The sequence below is a fragment of the Mesorhizobium sp. B2-5-11 genome, assembly GCF_006440835.1.
Taxonomy (GTDB): domain Bacteria; phylum Pseudomonadota; class Alphaproteobacteria; order Rhizobiales; family Rhizobiaceae; genus Mesorhizobium.
In genome coordinates this window covers 62,310-82,059 of the sequence record NZ_VFUK01000009.1, presented here as the reverse complement: position 1 = coordinate 82,059, position 19,750 = coordinate 62,310, and the positions used below count along the sequence as shown (strand labels likewise).

Below are 19,750 nucleotides of genomic sequence, written 5' to 3'. Positions count from 1 at the left end.
ACCAGTTCATTTCGCGTAGGTCGTCAGGTTGGTCTCGTTGGTATCGACGACGAAGATCGCAAGCAGGCGAGCGCGTTCCGTCTTGCTGGCGTTTTCACTGACGGCGTGATGGTCGCCCGGAAATTCCGAGAAGCTTTCGCCTGCACGGTACGTCTTCACGGGCCCACCGTTGACCTGGCTTCGGATCGCCCCCTCCAGCACCGTGGCATAGATGAACGCGGAACTGGGATGGGTATGCGCCGGCGATGTCCCGCCCGGCCCGTACTCGACGAGCACGGCTTTCAAGCTCTTGCCGGGCACATTTGGAAGGGCGTGGTCGTAGACGAGCTTCACGCTGTCCGCGTCTTTGGCCATTGCTGCGGTGACGGATGCGGCGGCGAGCGCTGCACAGAGGAGTTTCCTGATCATGTCCGATATCCTTGTTGGAATGAGAGCTAGGGAATGCTGGTCTGATGGGTCGCGAAACCGGCGTTCAGTACTTACGCCGGTGGCGTGTATCGGCTGAGCCAGTCGTCGAAGTGGACGGCGCCGATACGCGCGTTCTCGCCGGGGACAAGCGTTTGATCGTCGATTGCCACTTGACCGTAGTAGAGAGCGCCAGGATCCGAGACGATTTTGCGCGGATCGTTGGTGGCCTTTAGAAAGCGACCGACGAGCTCGCTCATACGAACGCGATCGGGGCCGGCAATTTCGATCGTGCCGTTCACTGGCGCTGCTAGGGCGACGTCCGCCATCGCATCGGCAACGTCGTCGGCTGCCATTGGTTGGAAGTACGCCGGTGACATGTGGACGGTATCCCCTACGGCGCCGGTGTTTGCGATGGCGGCGGTGAACTCGAAGAACTGTGTGGCGTGCACGATCGTGTAGGGGATAGCGGACTCCTTGATCAGCTTTTCCTGAAGCAGTTTGCCGCGGAAATACCCCATGTCCTGCAGCCGGTCGGTGCCGACCACAGACAGCGCGACGTGATGGCGGACGCCGGCGGCCGCTTCGGCTGCAAGAAGATTACGCCCGGATGCCGCGAAAAATTCGAGCGCGGCCTTTTCCTCGAATGACGGTGAGTTCGCGAGATCGACGACGACCTGTGCCCCGGCAAGAGCGACGGCCAGCCCTTCTCCGGTGACGGTGTTCACTCCCGAATTCGGTGAGGCCGCAAGCACGTCGTGTCCCTTCCTGCGCAGTCTTTCCACAGTCTTGGAACCGATCAGCCCGGTTCCGCCGATGACGACGATCTTCATTTCCAATCTCCTTTGTTGAGGGTGTTGATTTGCGGGGTGTTGGTCGAATGTCGGCTTTCCGGCGAGCTACTCGCTGGCCGATGCGGCGTCCTCGATAAGTGAGGTGACCTCGTCGGGGTGCGAGACCATGAGCGCGTGGGACGCACCCTCGATGACGACCGTCTTCACGGCGTGCGCGCGCTTGGCCATGAAGCTCATGACGGCTGCCGGGATATTTCGGTCATCGGTGCCGTAGATCATGTAGGACGGCAGCGTTTTCCATGAAGCTACGCCCGAGGGCTCGGCCAGGGCTGCCTGCGCGATCGGGCGTTGGGTGGCGGCCATCAGCGACGACTGCTCTTCGGGAACGTCAGCCGCGAACTGGGCTCGGAATTTGTCCGGCTGGATGAAGAGATCCTGGCCGCCGTTCGGCGACGCGACTGGAGCAAGCGCGCTTGCCAAAGTGCTGCCGGGAAACATGCTGGACAAGGTGGCGCTCGATTCGCCGTTATCCGGCGCGAATCCGGCCACGTATACCAAGGCCTTCACATTGGGATTGCCGTTGGCGGCTTCGGTGATCACGGGTCCGCCGTAGGAATGCCCCACCAGCACGATCGGTCCGGGAACCGACCGGATGATGGCCGAGACCGCCGCGGCATCGCTGGCGACGCTGCGGAGGGGATTGGCTGCCGCCTTCGCCACATAGCCGTCCCTGCCGAGTTTGGTTATGACCGCGTCCCAACTCGACGATTCGGCGAAGGCCCCGTGCACCAGCACGATCGTCGGCTTGGGCTTCGCTCCGGCCGCCTGCGCCGTTGCGCCACCCGCGACGGCAAGCGCGGCGGCCAGCGCCAGGATTCCAGTGACATTTCGCATTTGCTTTCTCCTTTGTCGGCCTTCCGTTTGACCAATGTGGAGAAGGATGCGCCGATCCGGGGCGCCGACCTATTGTGCGGAATGGTCGGTCATACGATGCCAAGGTGCAGGGTGGGTCATCGCTGCGATCAGGTGACCTGGGTATTCCGCACGCGGATCGCCGGCAGCGCAGGGGTTCGTGACCAATACAAATCCATGGAGCTGCTGCCTCCAAACACCACTGCCGCCCCGGCGTAACGGCAAGACTCCCACCGCGAACGACATTGCCCCTGACCTTAGGCCTTCACAGCCCATGCTTTCGTATGGATCAAACAGCCACATCGTCTGATCGTTCCGCAATGACGCAGCATTTATATTGTTATTGTGAATACGATCCAAAATTAACCATGGAGTTACCAAAATGAAGAACACATCTCTTGCTGCCGCAATCCTTCTTGTTGCAGCAGGAAACGCCGTCGCCGGAAGCGATCACTACGGATCAAACTCGGTCCAGCAACCCGCAACTTCTTCCGAGAGCATGCACACCTCCTCGATCAGGAAGACGGGCAACGATGCCGGCGTGCAGGAGACCGTGCGCAAGCCGATTGCTCCCAGCAAGGACCCGGGCCAGGGCATCTGGGGTCACTAGCACCCGAAAATTGTAGAACCTGGAAGGACCGGGGCGTCGCCCCGGTCCTCTTCACGCTTTCCAAAGGACCTTGAAAGTGCGTGGGGGCCCTGACACAGGTTCTGAGACCGGGGAGCTATAAAACCACCTTTCACCTTGGATCTGGCCGAGTGGGATGGCGATCGACGCTCGACCGTCAAACGGCAGCGACTTGGCTACCCCAGCTCAAAGCAATGCCATTCCGCCGTCGACCCGCAGATTGACACCGGTGACAAAACTGCTTGCGTCCGATGCCAGGAACAGAGCGGCTTTTGCCAGTTCTTCCGGCTGGCCCATTCGACCAAGGGGAATTGCTTCGGCCATGGACTTCTCGAAGGATGCTCGCATTTCGGCCGGGACACCCAGTTTGTCGAGAATAGCCGTATCCACGGGGCCGGGGCTGAGCACGTTGACGCGTATGCGACGCGATTTCAGTTCTATCGCCCAACTGCGCGCGAAGGCGCCGATGGCTGCCTTGGAGCCTGCATAAACGGCATGGCCTTCCAAGACCTTCTCGCTGGCGATTGATCCCGTCAGTATGACTGCGCCGCCATCGCGCATCAGCGGGATCAGTTTCTGCACACCAAAGAAGACGCCGCGCGCATTGATAGAGAACTGCGCATCGTACTCGGCTTCGGAAACTGCCGACGAATGCGTGATGGTGTTCACGCCGGCGTTCGCCATATAGATATCGAACGCCCCAAACCTCTGATGGATCTGTCGCGCGACATCCTCGTGGTGCGCCACGTCGGCTACATCACCCTGAATGCCCAGTGCGCCGGCTCCGATCTCGGAGACTGCCTCCTCGACCGCACGCTGTCTCCGGCCGGTGATTACGACCTGCGCCCCCTCCGACGCGAAAGCTTTCGCGGCGAATAGCCCAATCCCACTGTTTCCCCCGGTGATCAACGCGGTCTTTCCTGAAAGTATACCCATTTGCATTGCCTCTGATGATTTTCACGAGAGCCGCCGCAGTTGCCAACCGCAGTTCTCAGCGTGAACTCGGACGGCTGAGACCAGAAAGCATCTCCAGGAGCCATCGATGCTGAGTTTTCATAGTCAGGCTGGCCGCACCGGTGTTGTGCGGCCAGCCATGACCGCCGCTTGAGAGCACTAGCCCTTGATGAAGGCGAGCAGATCGGCGTTCACCTGGTCCTGGTGTGTGGCCGTGATCCCGTGGGGCGCGCCGGGGTAATATATGGCCTTTGCGCCCTTGATCAGCCGCTCCGACTTGACTGACGAATCCTTGACCGGGACGATCTGGTCGTCCTCGCCATGCAGGATCAAGGTCGGTATATCGAATTTCTTGAGGTCCTCGGTGAAGTCGGTTTCGGAGAACGCTTTGACGCATTCATATGCATTCACGAGACCGACCTGCATGCTCCAGAGCCAGAACTGATTCAGAACCCCCTGGGAGACCGTGGCGCCTGGCCTGTTTGCACCATAAAACGGCTGTGCGAGGTCCAGATAGTGCTGCGAGCGATCCTTGAGGAGGCCGGCCCTTATGCCGTCGAACACTTCGATCGGCAGACCTTCCGGATTGGCCGGCGTTTTCACCATGATCGGCGGAACAGCGGCGATAAGAACAGCCTTGGCCACGCGTTCCGTCCCGTGCCGCCCGATATAGCGAGCGACCTCGCCTCCCCCGGTTGAATGCCCGACCAGCGTGGCGTCCCGGAGATCCAGCGCCTCGATCACGGCTGCAAGATCGTCCGCGTAGCCATCCATGTCGTTGCCGGAGGTGGCCTGGCTGGAGCGGCCATGGCCCCGCCGGTCATGAGCAACCACGCGGAAGCCATTATGGGCCAGAAAGAGCATCTGTGCATCCCAGGCGTCGGAATTCAGCGGCCAGCCGTGTGAGAAGGTTATTGGCGGACCCCTACCCCAGTCCTTGTAATAGATTTCCGTACCGTCCTTGGTTGTGATGGTGCTCATTGTTTTGCGTCCTGATTGAGGGGTGGGAACATGTGGGTTTTGCTGGGCGCCGGATGACGAAGCGACTGGCAGTCCGGCTATGACCGCTGCTGAAAAACTGGCCAACAAGACGTCGCGGCGGGTTGCACCGAGGGTGAAAAGTCCATCCATACTCATCGTGTCCATCCTTGGTGAGCGGCTTCTCGGGTCGGCTCACCATCACGATCACCGGGTCGACCTGCACCGTCGCTTTCGGGGGGAGGAGCGGGCGAAGGAGCGGCGACGCCCGATGATCGTGATGGCTTGCGAGGGAGAAGATGCGCCGATCCGCCCCGCGAACCTATTCTACGCAAGCATCTGTCGTACGATGCCAAGGTGCAGGGTAGGTACGCCGAGGTGCTGGAACTGTCGCTGAGATGGGGCAAATGATGCGATGACGTTGGTTCGTGCGCGACGTGCCGCGTGCGGCTGTCACAAACACGACCTATCAAGCCGTATGAGGATTCTTCTCAAAACGAGGAGCGGCTGATCGCGAGCAAGTCACCGCCCGAACGGACCGCGATAGGTTTCGCCTACGTGGTCCTCATGTTGAGTAATCAACTCACCGCCGGCCAGAGCGCAATATGCTTAGGTGTACAACGCGTTATTATAACGACAAAGGCTTTAAAGCTTTCGCCTTATAGAAATTGCACGGCATTTGCCGCTCTTGGAGCACTTTGTACCTCACAACCCCGGAGTGCTTTATGCGCCTTAGCTTTCTTTCTGGTTTCCTCATTGCGGTTCTTGCTGCCGGGCCATCGACTTCTGCCAGCGCACCGCACTCCGGCGTGCCGCTCGGGCAATCGACCGACCTGTCGGCACGTATCGTCGACGGCAAGGCCGACGTTAACGGTGTGGCCTATCACTATTTGCTGGCAGCAGGCGGCCCGAAAACCGTGGTGTTGTTGCATGGTTGGGGCACGACCTCATACATGTGGCGCTTTGTAATGCCGCAACTGGTGGCGCGCGGTTACACGGTACTTGCGCCCGATTTGCGCGGTTTGGGGGACACCGCCAAGCCTGCGGCCGGCTACGAAAAGGCGGCGATTGCCGAGGATATTCGAGCACTTGTCAATCAGCTGAACCTTGGTCCGGTCCTCAATCTCGTCGGTCACGATATGGGTGGCATGGTCGCTTATTCCTATGCGGCGCAGCACCCGGGGGAAGTCACCACACTGGCAATCGTTGACGTCCCGCTGCCAGGCATCGAACCGTGGAACGAATTGATCCAAGGCCCTCGCACTTGGCATTTTCGCTTCCACTCCGTACGCGACGTGCCGGAAATGCTCATTGCCGGTCGCGAGCTTGAGTATTTAAAGTGGTTTCACAATGCAGAGGGGGTAAATACTCGCGCGTTCGACACCGAAGCCGACCAAGTCTACGGCCGTTCTTATGCCCAGCCTGGCGCATTGCGCGCAGGCTTCGAGTACTACCGGGCTTTCCCGCGTGACGAAGAACAGAACAAAGCCTTTGCAAAACACAAGCTGACGATGCCGGTACTCGGTATAAGCGGTTCGGGTGGCCTGGCATCGATGTACGAAGGCCATCTCCGCCACGTCGCCGAAAACGTACGGGCCGTAGTAGTCGAAGGCTCAGGCCATTGGGTTCCGGAGGAGCAGCCGGCCGCCGTCACAAGGGCCCTGATCGAATTCCTGCCACCAGCATACTAAGCTTCGCGGCTGGCTGAAGCACAACATTAGCGATAGTCGCCGTGATGGAGATACTCCGCTCCAAAGCTTTCCCAATGCGCCGCCGTTAGCTGGCGATGCGCGGCAAGAGCTTGGTAGTGTAGCCTCAACACCAGGTTACACGCGGCGATCATCGCTCTAAACTTCATGAAAATTTGTCTGAGTCCGGATCGTCCTGGGCAGGCTACTCTTAACGGAGAAGCGCCAGCCGCTGGGCGATCCTATCGGACGGAGGCGAGGTTCACCCTTTCGAAAGTCCTGGCCGCGCCGGCCTCGCGCATCGGCGGGGGCAGCGTTTCCCAGGCCCGGATCAGCTCTCCGATGGAAGCTGCTTCCATCTTGCGCATGACATTGCCGCGGTGAAGCTTGACGGTCACTTCACTGATGCCGAGGTCGAAAGCGATCTGTTTGTTGAGGCGCCCACGCGCCACTTCATGCAGCACCTCGCGCTCGCGCGGGGTCAGCGTCTCGACACGCTCGATGTTGCGCTTGACGACCACCGCATCTGCCCGCCGCTTGGCATCCACCGCAATGCCCGCGATCACGGCGTCAAGGAGTGTTTGGTCGCGCACCGGTTTGGTGAGAAAATCCACCGCGCCCGCCTTCATCGCCTGGACAGTCATCGGTATGTCGCCATGCCCAGTCAGGAAGATGATGGGCTTGGGATTGCCGTTTGACGCAAGATGGTGCTGTAGATCCAGGCCGCTTGCCCCTGGCATGCGGACGTCGAGGATCAAGCAACCGGGGCTGTCCAAGACGTCAGCGTCGAGCAATTCTCGGGTCGAAGCGAAGCAGACCGGTTCAAAGCCCATCGACAGTATCAACTCCGACAGTGCCTCCCGAACAGACGCATCGTCATCGACAATGATGACGAGCGGCTGCTGCGGCTCGGCGTTCCGCTGCCGTGACACCGGCGTCGATCTCTGCAAGAGCGGTTGGTCAACTCTCATGTTCATCCCTCGGTTCTTGGTTGCGTAAAGCGTCGCTCACAGCCGCAAGCAGGGCCTGGCCATCGAAGGGCTTTCGGAAAAACCCGCTGATGCCTTTGGCGCGGTGCTGATCGGCTATCTCGTGACGACCGGTGATCAGGAACACCGGCAGGTCCGCACGCGTCTTCTTGACCAAGTCACGAAGTTCAAAGCCGTCCGTACCAGGCATCCCGATATCGGTAATGAGCAAGTCCACGTCAGACAGCCCGCTGACGAGCAGTGATCCCGCCGACGAGAAGATGCGGGCAGCATAGCCCGCAGACTCCAAAAGGTTCTCGAGCGACTCGAGCAATCTTGGGTCGTCATCGACAATCGCCACGACAGGTCGCACCTTGCTCACACTCCGTTCCCTCCCGTTCGTCGAGAGTGGCTGATCGGTATCTCCAACCGCTCCGCCATGCGCACGAGATCAGCGAGTGATGCCGCAACCATTTTCTGCATCACGTTCCGTCTATGGATTTGCAGCGTGACCTCGCTGATCCCCAACTCAGCCGCGGCCTGTTTGTTGAGCAGGCCACTCACAACGAGCGGCAGCACCTCGCGTTCTCGCTGCGTGAGCTCTTGATAGCGTTGCCTCAACACGGTGAGTTCGGCGCGCTCTGATCGCCTTTCCCGGTCCTGGGCGATCGCTGCCCGGATCGCGACCATGAGGTCCGTATCGCTGAAAGGCTTTGTCAGGAAGTCCACAGCGCCGTGCTTGATCGCACGCACAGAGGACGGGATGTCGCCATGCCCCGTTATGAAGACGATCGGCGGATGATCGCCCTCGGCGATCTGCTTCTGCAGATCTAGACCGTTGATGTCAGGCAATTCCACATCGAGGATCAGGCAGGCGGGGACGTCCGGCTTGTCGGCAAGGACATAGTCGCCGGCCGATCCGAACGCTACGGCGCGCATGCCATGGGACTCCAGAAGCTCACCAAGCGCTTCCCGAATACGCACGTCGTCATCGACGATGAAGACCATTTGATCGTGGGGCGTCATGCTGCCGCTTTCATTTCAACTGGCATCGTGAAGACGAACGCCGTTCCGTGCGGGTCGTTCTTCTCCACCCACAACCGTCCGCCATGGGACTCGACGATCGAACGGCAGATCGCGAGTCCCATGCCCATGCCATGCTCTTTCGTCGTAAAGAACGGCTCGAATATTCGGTCAGGAAACTCAATGCCCGGGCCACAATCGCTGATCTCGATCTGGATCGCGTCCCCTATACGGCCCACGCGAAGTCCAAGAACCTTGTCACCGGTAACAGAGTCCATCGCCTCGATCCCATTGCGGATGAGGTTCACCATAACCTGCTGGATCTGCACCCGATCGAGCGCGACAATAGGAAGGTCGCTTTCGACATCGATATCCAGACGAACACGGCGCCGCACCGCCTCCTCGGCGATGAGGTCGCGCGCCTCCGCGATGACGCTGTCGAGTGCTGTGTAAGCCATCGCGTCTGCCGATTGCTTGAATAAGGCGCGGATACGGCTGACGACATCCGCAGCTGAGTTGGCATCACGGATAATACGCTCCACAGTCTTCTGCGCCCGCTCGATATTTGGCGGATCGGCCGTGAGCCAACGCTGGCAGGCATATGAATTGGCGACAACAGCCGCCAGAGGCTGGTTCACCTCATGCGCTATAGAGGCTGAAAGCTCGGCGAGACTCGCCGCCTGGCTCGCGCGTGCAAGTCTCTCTTGCGCCAGGCGCAGCTCTTCTTGCGTGCGAACTTCACCGTCGATGTCCAGACAGACGACGTTCCACTGAACAATCGCCCCTTCTGCATTGCGCATCGGTGCCGCGCGCGTATCGACCCAGCAATATTCGCCATCGAAGCGACGCAGACGGTGCCTCCGCGCATACGGTTCGCCAGTGGCCAACGAATGAGCATAGTTCGCTTTGACGCCCGCCAGGTCGTCAGGATGAACGCCTTCGTCGAGTGTCCCGGAAAGGCGGGATTTTCCCTTACCGTCCAATACCTCCAACTCATATCCGAGGAACTCGCGGAGCTGACGGCTTCGATATATCGGCTCACCATTCGGTGCGGCGCAATCGATCATCACCGGCAGCGTTTCAACCAGCTGCCACAGCGAACGTTCTCTCTCGCGCAGCGCCACCTGTGCGCGCATCTCCTCGTCGATGTCGATGGAGACCTGGTACCAGTGAACGATGGCTCCGTCCCGATCGCGCAGAGGCTCGCAACGCCCTTCTATCCAGCGATAGCTGCCGTCTTTCCAACGCCGGCGATACCGCATGATGAAGGAGTCGCCAGTTTTGAGGCAGCTGGCTGACCTATTGAGCACCTCGAGAGCGTCTTCGGGATGAATCAGATCTCGAGCCACCCTCGTGAAGTCTTCGAAGTTTGCCCCGGAGATGCCGAGTTCCTCCAAAGACCGCCTATTGACGTACGCAAGCTTGCCATCGGGCGTCCAGCTCCAGATGTGGACCGGCAAGGCATCGACAAGCTGCTGAAGCTCGCGCTCTCTTTCGCGCAATGCCTCCTGCGCCCGCATCTCATCTTCGATGTCGATTGAAGCCATATACCATTGAACGATCGCGCCATCGGTATCCCTTAACGGTTGCGCTCGTGCTTCTATCCAGCGGTACACGCCATCCTTCTCGCGTCGACGAAAGCGGTTCACGAAAGGCTGGCCGGACGCAAAGCCATTCGAAGCCCTCCGAAACATTGTCGGAAAGTCTTCAGGATGGGCCAGGTCCCGGGCCAGGGCATCGAAATTATTGATGTGCGTCGGTGGCGAACCGACCTTCTCCAGGTATCGCTTGCTGGTGTAGGTGATCCTGCCTGAAGGGGCAAAGCTCAGGAGATTCACGGGCACAGCGTCAATCATTTGCTCCAGTTGCCGGTTGGCTTTCCGCAGCGCTTCTTCTGCCCTCACCTGGTCGTCGATGTCGTGCGAAAGACCGTACCATTGGACGACAGTCCCACACTCGTCCCGCATCGGTTCCGCTCGGCCCGACATCCATCGGAAGACGCCGTCAGCACGACGCAGGCGATAGTTCAGGGAGAAGCTTTCCCCGGTGGTGACCGAGTGGTTGATCGCTGTTTCCAGCGTGGCGGCGTCATCGGGATGTACGACAGCCGCAATGGCCGCCTTCAGGCCATTTCCTCCGACATTCTCGTATCCTCCTACGTCAAGGCCGAGATACTCAACCATTCGCTTGCTGAAGAAGACCGGCTCGCCCGACGCAGACAGGCGCCAGAGGAAGCTCGGCACCATGTCGACCAGTTGCGAGAGTTCCCGCTCCCGGTCGCGCAACGCTTCCTGTGCGCGCATCTCGTCGTCGACGTCGATAGAGATCACATACCACTGAACAATCGCGCCGCTGTGATCACGCAGCGGCTCGCCGCGTCCATCCACCCAGCGGTACGCTCCGTCCGCACGGCGCATTCGATACTTCATGGAGTATGGTTCGCCGGTAGCCAGAGAGTGGCGGACGGTCTCCAGGAGGCGTGCCGCATCTTCGGGATAGACGAGGGACTGTATGGCCGCCGCCTGCCGGCTCATCCCCGGCTTGTCCAGATCCGCCACACCGTCGAGACCGAAGAAGTCAAGCAAACGTCTGTTGAAGAAGGTCGGCTCGCCTTCAGGCGTCAGCCGTCTGATCTGGACTGGGACCATGTCGACGAGCTGAGAAAGTTCCCGCTCCCGACCGCGCAGCTCCGCCACGGTTTTCTTGTAGACATCGTTGTCGAGCGCGATTCCATACCATCCCGTGATACGACCCTGGCTGTCGCGCGCGGGCCGCGCGGCGGTTCGGGCCCATACATAGGTGCCGTTTGCGCGCCGAAAGCGAAACTCGACATTGAAATGATCGCCGGTCCTCAGACAATGGCGCCAGGTAACCGCGATCTGCTCATAGTCGTCTGGATGAAGCAAACGCTTCCAGGCGGTGTACCCCTCGTTCAATGGAGCGTTCAGATCCTCCAGCGTCACCCCGAGGGAGCTCAGCGCGAACGGATGCAGGTAGATCCATCTACCCGCCGCATCGAACGCCCATCCGTTCCCGAATATGCTTTCAACGATTTTCGCCGATCGAATTGGCCCGGCATTGTTCTCAACCAAGTGATCCAGGTTCGCCCCGGAAAGCGGCTCCCCATCTGTCACCAGATCATCAATGTCCACACTGACACTGTAGCCGGGCTCCGATCGGGTCTCGTTCCAGCGATAACTTCCGTCGGCCTGCAGTTGCCTGTGCCTCGTTACCTGGGGGACACCTGTCCAGAACGCGCGGGCGACTGCGTGCGCCGCCGCTGTCCGGTCGTCCGGATGGACCAGTCTCAGGGAATGGTGAGCGTCGGAGGCTGCTTCCTTCTCGGCCGCAATGATCACGTCAGCGGATCGCTCTGTGGCTGCGGACGGCGAATCGCCTTCAATCAATGTGCCATACCATGCAACGGCGTTACCTTCGCTATCGCACAGCGGCTGTCCGGAGATTCGGCTCCAACCGTAAGCACCGCTCGCGCGCAAAATGCGGTGCTCCACATTGTAGTGCTCACCTGTCTGCAGGCAGCGACGCCACTCGGCCACGGCTCGGTCATAGTCGTCTGGATGGATTAGCCGCTTCCAACCCGCGGGGCCACCTTCTGACGAAGTGTTGAACTCCTCCAGCGTCGTGCCGAGAAGCGATAGCGTGCTGGGAGTAACATAGCTGAATCTGCCGGCCGCGTCTGTCGCCCACCCATTGCCGACCACGCTTTCAATGATCCGAGCCGCCCGCAACGCTTCCGCGTCGGGTTCGCCAAGCGAGTTGAACGCTGTCGTCATTGTCTTCTCCTGCCGGACAATGAAAGGCGGAGACTGTCAGCGCCTTCTTTAACTCTCATCATTGACCATCTGGGCTCGTGAATTCGTTTTTCCGATCTTAACCGGACCACGCCGCAGCCGCACCTCATGGAAATCCATGAGATGTGAGTGACCAAACCTCCGGGTGAGGCACCTACACGTCCCGATTGAAGCTATAGCCTTTCACGCGGAGAAATCGAAAACCTAGCCGTTAAAAACGCATGCCTTCACCGACATACAGAAAGCCTCGGGCCTCGCCTCAACTACGCTGAGCAGTCCCCGGAACTCCCCGTGAAATTCATCTTCGCCATGCCGGTATTTTCGTAATGTTTGCCGCAACACTCGTTCGGGGCAAAGGCCAAATGCCCGCTCGCCTCCAAGCTGCCAAGATCGGCCGTCCACAGCGTGTATCGCAATGCCGGCTTCAGGGTGATCGCGATGCCGGCCTCCGGCAGTGCCACCGATCTTGAGACGCCTGCCAATCCAAGTGGTTTGCCTATCGAAGTTTTTGACGGGCTGAGCCAAGCGCTGCAAGTCGGGCGCAGTTCTATCTCGATTTTGCGAGCGGCCCGTTCTAAGTGTTCAACCGATCCGACGCGAAGCCATTGCGAGCGTCGTTCACACATGATGGGCGCCGCCAATGCCCAGATTCAATTCATCAAGGCCTTTTCGGAGACCCACTTCACCGAACACCTCCAAGTCAATCGACTTGTCTCCGTTCGTGATGCATGGCGACGACGACTAGATCGTTCCGATCCATGACTCGGCGCTACTCTCGCGAACACTGAAGCGAGCAACACTCAAGGTCTATGAGAAATTTCCGCACGGCATGTGCACGACGCAGGCCGACACTATCAAATCCTGACCTGCTCACCCTAGTCAGGTCGTAGGCTCGCGCCGCCTCCCCCCGACAAGAGCCCAGTCTGGCTGCCGCTCCGATCGGCAGGCAATCCCCCTTCACAAACAGGAGCAAGAGAACGATCAGAACGACCATCTTCATCGCTGCTATCGCAGCCACCTCCCTATACGCTGGTGCAGATGATTTTCGGCTCGGATATCGCAATATGTACTTCGAGCCGTGTCAACCGGACGAGGTACGGACGACGAAAGCAGGGGTTTTTCCGGTTTCTCTCTGCAGCCAACGAAGAGGCAGGCGAGCTTCTTACCTGTCCGGCTTCCGATTTTTGAGCACAGGGGCATTCCGCTCTTGCGCAAAGCACGATGAACGTCAGGACGAATGAGATGTCCGAGATGCCCGCGACCACCAACTTCTCCAACGCACCCGGCGCGGCCGTGCCTCAGCCGCGGCCGGCTGCCTTCGTCGAGCAGCCAGCTCGGCCCTCGGCGGAAGAGCCGAGTGCCTTGCCGGTTGGTACGGAAGCTACTCCCGGCGACGTCACTGCGGCGGTATCTAGGAGCCGCCGCCTCAAGCGGATCGCATTCGCGGCGACGTTTCTGATTTGCGCAGCCGCGGGAGGTGATTGGGGCTATGGCTACTGGACCGCAGGCCGGTATCTGGAGTCTACCGACGACGCCTATTTGAAAGCCGACTACACGACGGTGGCGCCGAAGATATCGGGCTACATTGCCGATGTGCCGGTGCATGACAACCAGACTGTCGAGACCGGGCAGGTTCTCGCCCGCATCGATGACCGCGACTTCCGTGCCGCGCTCGCCCAGGCTGATGCCGAGGTCGAGGCCGCCGAGGCGGCCGTCCGTAATCTCGACGCACAGATCGCGCTCCAGCAGTCGCTGATCCTGCAGGCAAAGGCGACAGTCGCCGCAACGCAAGCTTCGCTGGCGTTCGCCAGCACCGACGCCGACCGCTATGCGACGTTGGCAAGGAGCGGCACCGGTACTGCGCAGAAAGCCGAAGCAAGCCGCGCCCAGGCCGATCAACTCATCGCCGGGTTGCAGCGCGACCAGGCTTCCCTAGCCGCCGCAAAGGCTAAGATCGACGTACTCGCCACCGAGCGCGACAGTGCCGTTGCCCAAACGGATCGCGCCGAGGCAGCTTCCGATCAGGCCCGACTGAACCTTTCCTATGCCACAATCACGGCACCGGTCGACGGCACGGTCGGCGCGCGCACGCTCAGGGTTGGACAGTATGTGGCATCAGGCACGCAGTTGATGGCTGTGGTGCCGCTGCATGCCGTCTATGTCGTCGCCAACTTCAAGGAGACGCAGCTCGCTCATGTGCGTCCCGGGCAGCCGGTGCGCGTCGCCGTCGACGGCTTCCCTGGCGTCGAATTGACTGGTCAGGTCGACAGCCTGTCGCCGGCGAGCGGCCTGGAATTCGCATTGCTGCCGCCCGACAACGCGACCGGCAACTTCACCAAGATCGTGCAGCGTATCCCGGTGAGGATCTCCATCGACAATCACAAGCTCGACGGGCTGCTCAGGTCCGGCATGTCCGTCGAGCCGACCATTAACACCAAAGCGGCCGTGCTGGCCGACGGTCGTTCCTCAGTTTCGCGATGATTGACACTGGCGCCGTTCTTACTGGCGCTTGAGGAGTTGCAGCAATGAAAACCGCCGTCTCCTCGCTTCCGACGTCGGCCGGCGACGTCCAGAACGCGGCCGGATCTGCTGGTGCCGCCAATTCGCTGCGGGTCTGGGTGGCGGTGGTCGGCTCTGCTCTCGGAGCATTCATGGCCGTGCTCAATATTCAGATCGTCAATGCCTCGCTTGCCGACATCCAGGGGGCGATTGGGGCTGGCATCGATGACGGTGGCTGGATCTCGACGTCCTACCTCATAGCGGAGATTGTGGTGATCCCGCTGACCGGCTGGCTGTCTCAGGTCTTCTCGCTGCGGATCTATCTGATCACCAACGCGGTGCTGTTCCTCGTCTTTTCGGTCGCCTGCGCCTTCGCCGCCAATCTAGGTCAGATGATTGTCCTACGAGCGATCCAGGGTTTTACCGGCGGCGTGCTCATCCCGCTCGCCTTCACCATTGTCATCACGATGTTGCCGAAAGCCAAGCAGCCGATCGGCCTGGCCCTGTTCGCGCTGTCGGCCACCTTCGCGCCAGCGATAGGCCCGACCATCGGCGGCTATCTCACCGAGAACTGGGGCTGGCAATACATCTTCTACGTCAACCTGGTGCCGGGCGCGCTGATGGTCGGCATGCTGTGGTTTTCGCTCGACGGCCAACCGATGCGGCTTGGCCTGCTCGCCAAAGGCGACTGGCCGGGCATTGTCACCATGGCCATCGGACTGGCGGCCCTGCAGACCATACTTGAGGAAGGCAACAAAGACGACTGGTTCGGCTCGCCCTTTATCGCGCGGCTGGCAATCGTCGCCGCGGTGTCGCTGACCCTGTTCGTCTGGATCGAGCTGACTTCGAGCCATCCGCTGCTGAACCTCAGACTGCTGGTACGCCGCAACTTCGGCTTCGGCGTCCTCGCCAACTTCCTGCTTGGTGTCGCGCTCTACGGATCGGTCTTCATCGTACCCGTCTATCTCGCCCGCATTCAGGGCTACAATGCCGAGCAGATCGGCATGGTGCTCGCCTGGACCGGCCTGCCGCAGCTTGTCCTGATCCCGCTTGTACCTGGCCTTATGCAGCGCTTCGACATCCGTCTCGTCATCGCGATCGGCTTCGCCCTGTTTGCCGCATCCAACTTCATGAACGTCCACATGAGCGGAGCATATGCCGGCGACCAGCTGTTCTGGCCGAACATCGTGCGCGCCATCGGCCAAGCCCTTATATTGGCGCCGCTTTCGGCAATAGCCACGTCAGGCATCGAGACGGAAAATGCCGGCTCTGCCTCGGCCCTGTTCAATATGACCCGCAACCTCGGCGGCGCCGTCGGCATCGCGCTGCTGCAAACCTTCCTCACCAAGCGCGAGCAGTACCATTCGAACGTGCTGGTACAATCGGTATCCCTGTTTCAAGAGGCAACGCGCGTCCGCATTGTGCGGCTCACCGCCTATTTCCATTCGCATGGTATCAACGACCAGGCGCTCGCTGCACAAAAAGCGATTGCTGCGATCGCGCTGAGGGTACGCCAGCAGGCCTTCGTCATGGCCTTCAACGACACCTTCTTCCTGCTTGGCGTTAGCTTAATAATCGCGTTGTCGGCCGTCCTGTTGCTAAAGAAGCCGGGTCATATAGCAGCCGGCGGCGCCCACTAACCTACTGGGGGAAGCCGGGAACGCCACCGGACATCAATTCGCTGGTTCGAGCTCCAGGGCCAGTAGGCTTCATAGGACGCGGCTTTGGCATGGCCGCACTAGGATGCAGTGTGAATTCGCGAGCCGTGATAGGTGCTGCGCCAAGCGCTGACGATGCTCACGCCGGTTGCCGCGCCATTGCGCGACCACAGATGTGCCGGGCACCAGCGAAGAGAAATCGACCTCGACCGTAGCAAGGTCTTCAACAGGTAACACCAGCTCGGCGGGCCGTCTTTCGGGTTCGCCAGGATTGCTCATGATGAAGGTCTCTGTTGCTGGAAAGTGCTTCATCGCGCCGGCGGCAATCGAGCAGGCATGTCTGCGGCCGTGGTCATCTCTTTGCTCAAGTGGCACCATGGGGGCCGAGGCGGGATATCAGTCATTGTGCCAACAGTGTGTGCGCCCGATACTTTCGCTTATTATTTCCTCAGCGAAGGATTGGCCTGATAACCGAGAACGCCATGCGGCGACAGGCGGTCTTGGCTCTTCCGGCGACCATTTCTCACGCCAGGCTTGGCGCGCGCGGCAATCAAAGAACAATTGTCTCGGCGCGCTCACACCTCGGCATAGGCATACCTACCTGTCTGCACCGTAGCCGTCTTTCCTGCCAAGTGCGAGCCTTCCAACGCGCTATCCGGAACGACCGGCGCCAAGTGGCCGAACGGGCTCGTGCCCCTCCATTTGCGGAACGTCATCTGCATTCAGACAAGAGAAAGATCGTGAAACTCTACTACAGTTCCTTCGCCTGCAGTTCGGCTGACCACATCGCGCTTGAGGAGGCCGGCGCTTCCTTCCAGCGCGAGGCGATAGACCTCCAGACGAAACGAATGGCTTCCGGGCACGACTTCCTCACGATCTCGGCAAAGGATAGTGGCGAAACGCTGACCGGGAACGGCACGCACGACGGCGAGCATGTTTGGTTTCAATGCTGGCAAGGAGACGCAACATGAAAATTGTGGTCATTGGCGGCTCACGTTATATAAGAGCACGCACCGTCAAGAAACTGCAGCGTAAGGGCCACGAGGTGGAGGCTGCGGCCTCACTCCCTCACGTCGACAACTACATTGCGGACTATCGCGATGCTGGCTACGCTGGCCAAACTCTGAGGCGTCTGCTCCTGCATTTGGCGTCGCTCGTTCATGAGCTGTGGCGTCAAGGACGAATATGGCGCGGCAAGCTTTGCATTCGGGTCGAAGGACATGACCCCAAAGCGATGTAGATCGCAAGCGCATGACGCGCTTAGAAGCACTCTCGGCCTAGTCAAGGCGGCCGGAGTGAAGGGACTACGGTAATCGTTTTGAGGCCGGCCAGGATGCTCGGGTCAGCAGTGTCGACAAGATGCGTGAGGCCCTTGAAACAGCAGGCGCATCGACCACTGCGGCGCGATACCGCCCTTACCGACCTTCACGAGCAGGCCTTCCTTGCACATCGGGGACAAGTAATAGCGAGGGATTCCTGCATTTGACAAATCACAGGTCCGCACCTCACAGCCCTTGTAGCCAGAGCAACAGCTTGGTTGAGAAGTGATGGTTTGGGACCGCAAAGCGAAGTGCCTCCGCATGGTGTGCCGTCCAGAATTATCTGTCGCTGTCCGGAATTAATCAGGCCGTCGCCGTCGTGCGCAAGCGCCAACGCTGAGATACTGACGCCATCTGGCTCAAGTCTCAAGCGATTGGGGAGGAAGTATAGAGCTGAACCTCGGTGCTCAGGTTTTACCAATCCTGTCGTCTTGGGTCGACCAATCCGTTGTCGACCGTGAGCGGGTTTACCAATAAGGGCGGCTATATTCTACGCAAATCCAATCGCTTAATGCCAATCCAGAATTAACTGTCATTGAGGCCATTAGTAAACTCGATCTTTGATCGGAAACCCCTACCCTCAGCCAGAAAACTCTCCTGTTTTCAATCGCCCGCCCGCCAGCAACCCATAATTCCGGACTGGTTACCCCGTGAAATGCTCAATAATTCCGGACGTCGCACCAGACTGCCATTTATGCGGCTTTTTGAGCACAAACCAGGAACAACCCCCGTTTCCATTCATCGAAATGTTGCGATGCTCCCTGACGTGGGATCAGGGCCGTCGCTTGACTCAGACATGTTCCTCTGGGGTCTCGACCTCTTCAATCATAGTTATTACTGAGAAGCCCATGAGGCGCCCGCAACGCTCGCCGAACAAGCCAAAGTCGCAGCAAGGATCCCCGCAACCCTGAAGGCGACGGCGCTCGGTCAGCCTCAACCCGTGTTGACTTCATTCTCGGCCAAGCTTCGGTGCGTCGCACCGTCGCCGACAGACACTCGTTCCTCCGACTGACCCCATGGGCCAGAAACACGTTCTTCGCCAATCGTCGCGGATAAACTCCAGCCCAAAGTCTTAGACGGGATGCAACGCTGACACCATGGTGGTACTATTTGCGCCGTGAAAGAAACCGCCTCTCATGAACGACCTGGTCAGCGATTCCATAATTTCGTTGCCACCCTGGAGCGTATGTTCGCGCACCATGACGGCGTGACGGTGGATTCCTCCTTACGGTTACCCGACAAGGACACCGGGCGGCTTCGCGAACATGACGTGGTGATTATCCGTCGTACTCATCACGGGCCCAACCTGACGGCCATTGAATGCAGGGACCAAGGGCGAAAGGTGGGAGTTCCTCAGATTGAGGCCTTCGCTAAGAAGTGTGAAAAGACTGGAATCCATCGCGGAATCGTTGTTGCTGCGAACGGCTTTACACGCACCGCCCGCACCAAGGCAAAGGCACTGAACCTGACATGCATGGACTTGGCCGAGGCGGAATCCTTTGAATGGATTGGCACCGTCACCATCGTCGGCCAATTCTACAACTTCACCGCGATCGGGGCCTGCGTTGGCGTGGTGGAAAACGGGCGAAAGGTCACGAATCCATCCGCAGTCTATACGTCTGACGGCTTGCCCTACCCCGGCGAGGGTATTCAATCCCTCATCATGGACAAATTGCCCCCGGAGGCCCGCAATCCGACCCGCCAGACCCTCAACAGTCAAATCGTTGCTCCGATGGACGGACTGTACGTCATCGACGCTCTGGGCCAGCGCTTCCAAGTGAAGGATATCACATGCACTTACGCACTGGAGATTGAGGTTACGGAGCGCCCAATTACGTTCCATTACTACGCCGGAGAAAGCGCAGCGCTGGAGATCGCGTCCGGACAAATTACGTTCCCGAGTGGGCAGTCTACGTTGGCATTCATCAAATCAAAGGACGGCATTATGGGCTACCTCGTCTCAACGGGAGCGTTGGACCATCGAGTGAAGATCGGCAATCTACCGGAACGGCGCTTCGTCTAGATTCTCGTAGAATCTTCAGCAGTCGGCACTAGTTTTGGCAACCTAGGACCACGCGGCTCATAATTTGGCCGTCTCCGGCCACTCCATAG

General features: G+C 59.6%; 17 protein-coding genes and 1 pseudogene. 8 read left to right on the top strand and 10 right to left on the bottom strand.

The window, feature by feature from the left end:
* Positions 1 to 6: 6 nt before the first annotated feature.
* From FJ490_RS24910 to FJ490_RS24900, 3 genes are all read right to left on the bottom strand, one after another.
* A complete protein-coding gene (locus tag FJ490_RS24910) occupies positions 7 to 408 on the bottom strand; it encodes a cupin domain-containing protein (protein ID WP_140523153.1) in 402 nt (133 codons plus the stop codon).
* Between the two features lie 71 nt (positions 409 to 479).
* Positions 480 to 1,238: an SDR family oxidoreductase gene (locus FJ490_RS24905; RefSeq protein ID WP_140523151.1), complete on the bottom strand. Its 759-nt coding sequence runs from the start codon at positions 1,236 to 1,238 to the stop codon at positions 480 to 482.
* 66 nt (positions 1,239 to 1,304) lie between these two features.
* Positions 1,305 to 2,075 carry an alpha/beta hydrolase gene (locus FJ490_RS24900; RefSeq protein WP_085984582.1) on the bottom strand — a complete coding sequence of 257 codons (771 nt, stop codon included), beginning with the start codon at positions 2,073 to 2,075 and terminating at the stop codon, positions 1,305 to 1,307.
* A 418-nt stretch (positions 2,076 to 2,493) separates the two neighbouring features.
* Here FJ490_RS24900 and FJ490_RS24895 point away from each other — a divergent pair, with 418 nt between their 5' ends.
* The gene (locus FJ490_RS24895; RefSeq protein ID WP_013896614.1) at positions 2,494 to 2,721 is read left to right on the top strand and encodes a DUF680 domain-containing protein; all 228 of its coding nucleotides are present in this window, start codon (positions 2,494 to 2,496) and stop codon (positions 2,719 to 2,721) included.
* Between the two features lie 204 nt (positions 2,722 to 2,925).
* On the opposite strand, the gene FJ490_RS24890 is transcribed toward FJ490_RS24895, so the two are convergent.
* Positions 2,926 to 3,675: a glucose 1-dehydrogenase gene (locus tag FJ490_RS24890; protein ID WP_140523148.1), complete on the bottom strand. Its 750-nt coding sequence runs from the start codon at positions 3,673 to 3,675 to the stop codon at positions 2,926 to 2,928.
* 177 nt (positions 3,676 to 3,852) lie between these two features.
* The gene (locus FJ490_RS24885) at positions 3,853 to 4,830 is read right to left on the bottom strand and encodes an alpha/beta hydrolase (RefSeq protein ID WP_140523145.1); all 978 of its coding nucleotides are present in this window, start codon (positions 4,828 to 4,830) and stop codon (positions 3,853 to 3,855) included.
* A 566-nt stretch (positions 4,831 to 5,396) separates the two neighbouring features.
* Between FJ490_RS24885 and FJ490_RS24880 the strand changes: the two genes are divergently transcribed.
* On the top strand, positions 5,397 to 6,362 hold the full coding sequence (locus FJ490_RS24880; protein ID WP_140729068.1) for an alpha/beta hydrolase: 966 nt from the start codon (positions 5,397 to 5,399) through the stop codon (positions 6,360 to 6,362).
* Between the two features lie 239 nt (positions 6,363 to 6,601).
* Here the strand turns inward: FJ490_RS24880 and FJ490_RS24875 are convergent, their stop codons facing one another.
* Genes FJ490_RS24875 through FJ490_RS24860 form a run of 4 tightly spaced genes read right to left on the bottom strand, consistent with a single transcriptional unit; the run spans position 6,602 to position 12,144 of the window.
* A complete protein-coding gene (locus FJ490_RS24875) occupies positions 6,602 to 7,330 on the bottom strand; it encodes a response regulator transcription factor (RefSeq protein ID WP_140523140.1) in 729 nt (242 codons plus the stop codon).
* Positions 7,320 to 7,709 carry a response regulator gene (locus FJ490_RS24870; RefSeq protein WP_013896619.1) on the bottom strand — a complete coding sequence of 130 codons (390 nt, stop codon included), beginning with the start codon at positions 7,707 to 7,709 and terminating at the stop codon, positions 7,320 to 7,322. The genes FJ490_RS24875 and FJ490_RS24870 overlap by 11 nt, the downstream gene beginning before the upstream one ends.
* A complete protein-coding gene (locus FJ490_RS24865; protein WP_023767341.1) occupies positions 7,706 to 8,353 on the bottom strand; it encodes a response regulator in 648 nt (215 codons plus the stop codon). Before FJ490_RS24865 ends, FJ490_RS24870 begins: the two co-directional genes overlap by 4 nt.
* Complete coding sequence (locus tag FJ490_RS24860; protein ID WP_140729067.1) at positions 8,350 to 12,144, bottom strand: PAS domain-containing protein; 3,795 nt, start codon at positions 12,142 to 12,144, stop codon at positions 8,350 to 8,352. Before FJ490_RS24860 ends, FJ490_RS24865 begins: the two co-directional genes overlap by 4 nt.
* A gap of 486 nt (positions 12,145 to 12,630) precedes the next feature.
* Here FJ490_RS24860 and FJ490_RS24855 point away from each other — a divergent pair.
* The 5 genes and pseudogenes from FJ490_RS24855 to FJ490_RS24830 all read left to right on the top strand — a co-directional run.
* A pseudogene (locus FJ490_RS24855) lies at positions 12,631 to 13,052 on the top strand (alpha/beta hydrolase); the annotation flags it as partial.
* Between the two features lie 352 nt (positions 13,053 to 13,404).
* A complete protein-coding gene (locus FJ490_RS24850; RefSeq protein ID WP_140523132.1) occupies positions 13,405 to 14,643 on the top strand; it encodes an HlyD family secretion protein in 1,239 nt (412 codons plus the stop codon).
* A 44-nt stretch (positions 14,644 to 14,687) separates the two neighbouring features.
* Positions 14,688 to 16,301, top strand: a complete 1,614-nt coding sequence (locus tag FJ490_RS24845) for an MDR family MFS transporter (RefSeq protein ID WP_140523129.1) — start codon at positions 14,688 to 14,690, stop codon at positions 16,299 to 16,301.
* 758 nt (positions 16,302 to 17,059) lie between these two features.
* The gene (locus FJ490_RS24835) at positions 17,060 to 17,290 is read left to right on the top strand and encodes a hypothetical protein (RefSeq protein WP_140523124.1); all 231 of its coding nucleotides are present in this window, start codon (positions 17,060 to 17,062) and stop codon (positions 17,288 to 17,290) included.
* Complete coding sequence (locus tag FJ490_RS24830; RefSeq protein WP_140523121.1) at positions 17,287 to 17,559, top strand: SDR family oxidoreductase; 273 nt, start codon at positions 17,287 to 17,289, stop codon at positions 17,557 to 17,559. The genes FJ490_RS24835 and FJ490_RS24830 overlap by 4 nt, the downstream gene beginning before the upstream one ends.
* A 102-nt stretch (positions 17,560 to 17,661) precedes the next feature.
* On the opposite strand, the gene FJ490_RS33660 is transcribed toward FJ490_RS24830, so the two are convergent.
* Complete coding sequence (locus FJ490_RS33660; RefSeq protein ID WP_347439601.1) at positions 17,662 to 17,901, bottom strand: type IV toxin-antitoxin system AbiEi family antitoxin domain-containing protein; 240 nt, start codon at positions 17,899 to 17,901, stop codon at positions 17,662 to 17,664.
* An 854-nt stretch (positions 17,902 to 18,755) separates the two neighbouring features.
* Here FJ490_RS33660 and FJ490_RS24820 point away from each other — a divergent pair.
* Entirely contained in the window at positions 18,756 to 19,661 is a 906-nt protein-coding gene (locus tag FJ490_RS24820) for a restriction endonuclease (RefSeq protein ID WP_140523118.1), read from the top strand.
* Positions 19,662 to 19,750: the final 89 nt, after the last annotated feature.